A 5,125-nucleotide genomic window follows, 5' to 3' on the forward strand; every position below is an offset into this window, starting at 1 on the left:
ATTCCCTTTGCTGGGCTGATGTGATTCACGCTGTCTGCTGGTGTCAGGAGGCCAGCATGGATGGCACGAACGCTTTCACAGGATCTTCGGGACAGGGTCATTGCCGCGATTGGCGGTGGCATGAGTTGCCGCTCGGCTGCGGTGCATTTCGGGGTCAGCGCATCGAGCGCGATCCGCTGGCGGCAACGTGCGCTTGAGCATGGTCAGGCAGTTGCCAAACCGCGCGGTGGAGACCGGCATTCGGGCAGGATCGAAGCGCATGGCGGCTTCATCCGAGAGCTGATCGCTGAGCAGGGTGACATGACCCTCGTCGAGATCCAGGCGCGGCTGATGGAGCGCGGCACGTCGGTCGGGATCGGCACGGTGCACCGCTTCTTCAAGCGCCACGGGATCACGCGTAAAAAACGTATGGCCCGCCCCGTTTGCAAGTAGGATTTTTAGATTGCTCTGATCAGTCTGCGTCAACGTATACGGTCTCGTGAGCTTGCTCACGGCCAAGATGGAGATCCGCGCGTCTGGAGCCGCAATAAAGACGTCGGCAGCAAGTGCCATTTTTTTACCCGGGCTTTCCAAACGCCGATCGACTGTCAGGCCATCTGTTCAATCCTTCCCGCAAACATCATTGGCCTTGGCACGCGTGAGCGTGTGGCCGATCTCGGTTATATCGCAACAGGGTAGCTGCGTTCGAAGGTTGCGCCCTTGCGCAGGGCTGCCCAGGCGATCCGCGCTAGCTTGTTGGCCAGTGCGACCACCACGGCATTGCGATGGACACCGCGCTCGATCATGGCCTTGAACCAGCGTCCCAGCGGCGTGTCGCTCTTCGATAGCGAGGGCAGTGCCGCTCGGGCGCCGTGGATGAGCAGGGTGCGCAAATAGGTGTTGCCGCGCTTGGATATACCCAGAAGCCGAGGCTTGCCGCCGGTGGTATGCTGGCGTGGAACCAGCCCGAGCCAGGCCCCAAGGTCCCGCGCTTTGGCGAAGCTGCTTGCGTCGCCAACGGCGGCTATCAAGGCTGTTGCGTTTAAAACCCCGATGCCCGGGATAGAGGTCAGCCTTCGTGCCGCGGCATCGCTACGTGCCAGCTCGACGAACTCGCCGTTCAGCGCCTCGATCCTGGCGTCCTGTTCCCGCCACTCGGCGCGCAGTTCGCCAACCAGCCGCCGCATGCGCGAGGACAATGTCGCGTCCTCCTCGGCAAGCATGGCTTCGATGCCCAGTTCCAGCTTGCGCCGTCCTACCGGGAAGATGATCCCGCGCTCGAGCAGGATTGCGCGCAACTGATTTATCAGACTCCTGCGCTCGGCCACGAGGCGTGATCGAACCCGATGAAGTGTCTGGATATCCAGCTGCTCCTGGCTCTTGAGATGCACGAAGCGCATTGTCGGACGCGAGGCGGCTTCGGCTATCCCCTCGGCATCCCGATCATCGTTCTTCTGAGCCTTTACATACGGGCGCACATACTCCGGCGACATGAGCCGGACCTCGTGTCCGTGCGCGACAAACAGGCGCCCCAAATGATGCGCGCCGCAACACGCCTCCATCGCGACCACGCAGGTCGGAAGCTTGGCGACATAATCGATCAACGTCTGGCGACGCATCGATCTGCGAACAATCACTGCGCCGGCTGCATCCACGCCAACCACACTGCAAACATTCTTGCCCAGATCAACACCAAGGATCACAATAGACATCGGTCCGTTCCTTTCCCTTTCCTAAAACTACCGGCATCATATCCGATGCCGAGGAAAAGGGGCGGGCCATTCCATAAAGACCGGGCACGCGATCGAGCAGGACCGCCCCGACGTCCTGAAGCAGCGTCGGCAGTGGTTCAACGGCCAGCTCGATCTGGAGCCGGAGCGCCTCGTGTTCATCGACGAGACCTGGACTGCCACCAACATGACCCGCAGCCACGGCCGCTGCGCCAAGGGGGAGCGCTTGCGGATGGGCTTCCCGCATGGTCACCGCAAGACCACCACGCTGGTCGCCGGCCTGCGCATGAGCGGCATGGTTGCGCCGATGGTGCTCGATGGTCCGATCAACGGCGACTGGTTCGAAGCCTATGTGGCCCAGGTGCTGGTGCCCGAGCTGCGAGCAGGCGACGTCGTCATTATGGACAACCTCTCGAGCCACAAGCGTGCGGCAGTCCGAGAACGGATCGAGGCGGCTGGGGCCACCCTGCGCTTCCTCCCGCCCTACAGCCCGGACTTCAATCCAATCGAGAAAGCCTTCTCCCGGCTCAAGGCCATGCTGCGCAAAGCGGGAGAGCGGACCGTCAAAGGCCTGTGGGACCTGATCGGCAAGCTCGTCGACATCTTCCAGCCAGACGAATGCGCCAATTACTTCAGCTCTTGCGGCTATGAACCAGAATGACCGGAAACCGCTCTAGCGCTCACTCAGTACCAAGTTAGTTTCTAGCCCGGCCTTACTTCTTGGGTTTCTGCGTTGTCGTTGGGTAACCGAACGGTAGAAAAAAATGCGCGACGCGAATGTGGCCGTGGGTCGGCGCCAAGGCAGGATCCCGTTCATGTTCGGTATCGAAATCCGCCGCACCAAACAGAATCGACGGTTGGGTAAATGGCGTGCCGCCAGGCGCCGGCCGCAACTTCAATTGGGTCGCAAGGTCTTTCTCGGCGAGCATGTTTCTAATGGGTGGAACAACATCAGGTTCCGGATCAAGTAGCACTCCAACCATCGCGGCGACCGCTTGGCGTCGACTGTAAATACCTGTTACGAACCGTGCTAAACCCTTGTCGCGCAAATAGTGGTCGCGATGACGTTTCTGCTTTCCGAGCCGCTTGAACTCGAACACGAACTTCAAATCCTGGGATGTGTCGTTCTAACCATAAACGATATCTGTGCGGCGCTCTTCAATCATTTCGCCGGTCGACGGATCCATCTCTCCGATTATGTCTTCCGCAGCCCACATGCCGAGAAGCCCGCGCTGTCGAGCTGTATAATTCTCGATATAGACCTTGAGCCGTTTGGTTAGCGCCGACTCGTTGGTCTTTGGATTAAAGTTGGCGCGAGGTTTCTCGGCGAGTTCAGTCCAAGCTTGGTAGAGCGCTTCTACGGCTTCTGTGGCGGGCTGAATAGGAAACGCTGCAAGCCAATCATTCGCCTCTGTCACGTGGGCACTCCCAGCACATCGGCTTTTCCGCGCGACTGAACTGTTCTTACAATTTGTTCGGCATCTCGAAGTGCTTGTCGCAGGGTCCAATTTCGTTTGGTAAGCGGTCGAACCAAATAAAGTGAACTGTCAATCCAGATATGGGCATCCGGAACCAGTGTTAAGGAATCCCCTATGGGAATGGCTCTGAGACCAAAGTCGCGAAGTTGAGCGAGCGTTTGGAAAACGAGTTCATCGCTTACTTTCACTTCGACCACAGGGGCCGCAGTAGGTTTTTCTTTGTAGATAATGCGAACAATTCCAGATGGGCCCGCGCGCTGCGGGTCGCTTGCTACAACATCAACGTGAAAACGACCCTTCCCCTCAGTTCGGGTGCGCCAGTCAGTCAACGAATTTGCAAGCGCTCGTGCGTAAGCGGTAAAATCATCGGGTTGAGCGGTATGCTGGGCAGGCGTGTCGAGGCTCTTGAAACCCCGCGGCCGTATGGACGGCATTAGGATATCAACCGTTTCACGAATGAGCGTTTGTTCCTCGTCCGTAAGACCGAAATAGGCAAAAACAGCCCGGTCGAGTTCTGGCTTCAACTTGTCATAATGTCGACTCTGCTCGAGTTCCGGGAGGTTGGTAATCGCAGTGATCTGGCGCGATACACTTGATAATTCTTCAACCGCCGCGTCGGGATCCGGCGCATCCTCTGGGGTGAAAAAAGGAAAGGCCTCAATATCTTTGAGATGGACGCCATTTCGCTCGCACAGCATTTTCCAGCCGCGCATCATAAGGAAATAGCGCGCTAGGCTCGAACGCAGGTAAACGGCAACGAATTGAAGAAGTTTGGCGTCACCGTCTGCGCCGGATATTACACCAACGCTGTGTGTGAACGTGGCTGCTCCATCGTAATAGACGGCACGTACATTGAGTTGCTCCCTAGAAAAGCCGTCTGGGAACAACACGCGCGGTCCCTTAAAAACCGCCTGTACAGACTCATTTAAGCCAACGACGGTATCTTGGTTTTCGGGCCATGATGCGAGGAGGTCCGGGTGTAGAACAGGTGAGCCTGCGCTTAGAGCAGCTATTGGCACGAATCTCTTGTCACGTAGCGGCTCCGCACTGACGGACTCGCGGCTCTTGTCGTTCAGGTGAATCCCTTTGCGGTTCACCCAACGACGATACTCACTTGGTCCCCGCCAGAAATCGGCGAAGGTGCCTCGTGCAGTGAGACGGGCCCAGATCGCAAGGTCGTTGGCATCGCCCCACATCATGGTCACCAGAAGTTGGGGGTCTTCGGCCACCGAACGAGTCTGGAGCTGGTGCTTGTCAGCTGACTGCATGGTAAGTCGTCCAAGAGCGAGGCTCATGTCTGCTTTCGGTACGCAATATTCGAAAGTTTCTTCGAAGGGGATTTTGCCTGCGGGAGCTTCAGTGCGCGCGCTGCCGAGAAAAACGTGACACGTGTTTTCGGCAGTTGGGAATAAAAGGCCCTGCAAATCGCCAAAGTTGATCAACCGCAACGGCCGATATTGCTCCAGCAAATGTGATACGAAGTCAACGCTAGATGGCCCGAGCAACTGGCCGATAGGTAAAATGAGGCACACTTGACCGCCAGGCTTGAGAAAGTCGATTGCGCGCAGCGCATAAGCACCAGCGACTTGGCGGCGCACGAATGGGGCCTTCGCGCGTTCCGCCCATTTATCCGCAGACGTTTTCGAAGTGCCTTCCGGTTCGGCCCATGGAGGGTTCGATATGATGAGTGAAAAGCGCTTTCCGTTGAAGGCATGGTCATCGCGAAAAAAGTCCGCCGCCTCTTCGCCGTGTATTAAGTTAGAGCCATTGAGCGAAGGCAACTTCGTCCCTTCGCTTTCCTGTGCCTCCATGATGTCTGACGGATCGAGCCCTTCTAACAACGACAGGTAGAGACTGAACGCCGTGACGCGGCATGCCATAAAGTTGATATCACCGCCAAAGATGCGGCGTTTGAGCAGAGCTGCCCGTTCGCTGAAA

5 protein-coding genes and 1 pseudogene are annotated in these 5,125 nt (G+C 57.7%); 2 read left to right on the plus strand and 4 right to left on the minus strand.

Annotated elements, in window-relative coordinates; genetic code table 11:
- Positions 1–60: 60 nt before the first annotated feature.
- Positions 61–432, plus strand: coding sequence for an IS630 transposase-related protein (locus tag A9995_RS15530; RefSeq protein ID WP_067614690.1), 372 nt, complete (start codon positions 61–63; stop codon positions 430–432).
- A 227-nt stretch (positions 433–659) separates the two neighbouring features.
- Here the strand turns inward: A9995_RS15530 and A9995_RS15535 are convergent, their stop codons facing one another.
- On the minus strand, positions 660–1,691 hold the full coding sequence (locus A9995_RS15535; RefSeq protein WP_067614692.1) for an IS110 family transposase: 1,032 nt from the start codon (positions 1,689–1,691) through the stop codon (positions 660–662).
- Positions 1,692–1,767: 76 nt separating this feature from the next.
- Between A9995_RS15535 and A9995_RS15540 the strand changes: the two are divergent.
- Positions 1,768–2,370, plus strand: a pseudogene (locus tag A9995_RS15540) (IS630 family transposase); the annotation flags it as partial.
- Between the two features lie 52 nt (positions 2,371–2,422).
- Here the strand turns inward: A9995_RS15540 and A9995_RS17270 are convergent.
- From A9995_RS17270 to A9995_RS15550, 3 genes are all read right to left on the minus strand, one after another.
- Positions 2,423–2,809, minus strand: coding sequence for a hypothetical protein (locus A9995_RS17270; protein WP_199797287.1), 387 nt, complete (start codon positions 2,807–2,809; stop codon positions 2,423–2,425).
- Between the two features lie 27 nt (positions 2,810–2,836).
- Positions 2,837–3,127, minus strand: coding sequence for a hypothetical protein (locus A9995_RS17275; RefSeq protein ID WP_199797288.1), 291 nt, complete (start codon positions 3,125–3,127; stop codon positions 2,837–2,839).
- The coding region (locus tag A9995_RS15550; protein ID WP_145917022.1) for an N-6 DNA methylase at positions 3,124–5,125 on the minus strand (2,002 nt) is incomplete at its 5' end. The genes A9995_RS17275 and A9995_RS15550, both read right to left, overlap by 4 nt.

Source organism: Erythrobacter sp. QSSC1-22B, assembly GCF_001678665.1.
Classification (GTDB): Bacteria; Pseudomonadota; Alphaproteobacteria; order Sphingomonadales; family Sphingomonadaceae; genus Qipengyuania.